At 59.6% G+C, this 857-nt stretch carries 1 pseudogene; it reads right to left on the reverse strand.

Annotated elements, in window-relative coordinates:
- Nucleotides 1-857 (reverse strand): annotated as a pseudogene (locus tag M0654_RS22535) (IS3 family transposase); the annotation flags it as partial.

The raw sequence follows: 857 nt of genomic DNA on the forward strand, positions 1-857 counted from the left end.
TTTGGCGTCCGGTAGAGCTGATATGCGGATATAGTCCCGCTTCAGAGTTTTGACGAAAGCCTCGGACATTCCGTAGGACTGCGGACTGGCCACCGGCGTGAAGCAAGGTGTCAGATTGAGCGCTTGGGCAAACAGCCTCGTATCTCTCGCGGTGTAAGCCGAGCCATTGTCCGAGAGATGCTCGATGGCATGTGGGGCTTTGGTTGCGCTGAAGCGTTTCTCGGCCGCCTCCAGCATCATGTCGCGCACGTGGAGCCGGAGATGCCGGCATTGGCGACAGCCGTCCAAGCTATGATCCTTCGGTCGAAGGCGTCGATGATGAAGGCGAGACGGATGACCTCGCCGTTCCAGCAGGTGAACTTCAGACCGTCCGAACACCAGCGCAGGTTGGAGCGCATGACCATCACCTTACCGTCGTGGACACGACCTTTGTGAACGGCCGTGTGCTTCTCCAGCAGCATGGCGTGGTTGCCCGTGATGCGATGAACCCGTTTGGCGTTGACGACAGGCTTATCGGCAGCTCGCCTCTCGCGATTGAGGAGCGCGGCGATCCGCCGATAGCCATAGGTGGGCCTTTGATCCACCAGCCTGCGAATGATGGGCACAAGCTCTACATCCTCGACCTTGTTATAGCGCCCGCGCGGCTTCGATCTGCCGTTCATCCGCTCGACGAGGTTGGAGCGGGATACGCCCAGCGTGTCAGCGACGGTTTTCATCGGGAACCGTCCTTCGGCAGCAAGATCGGCCGCGATATCCGTTTTTTTGAGTCCGCTTTGGAAAGGGCTTCACGTTGGATTTCGACCCTCCATTGTCTTGCGGCCGAGCATGCGCTCCAGCTCGCGGACGCGATCCTCCAG

Source organism: Neorhizobium turbinariae (assembly GCF_023223505.1).
GTDB lineage: Bacteria > Pseudomonadota > Alphaproteobacteria > Rhizobiales > Rhizobiaceae > Neorhizobium > Neorhizobium turbinariae.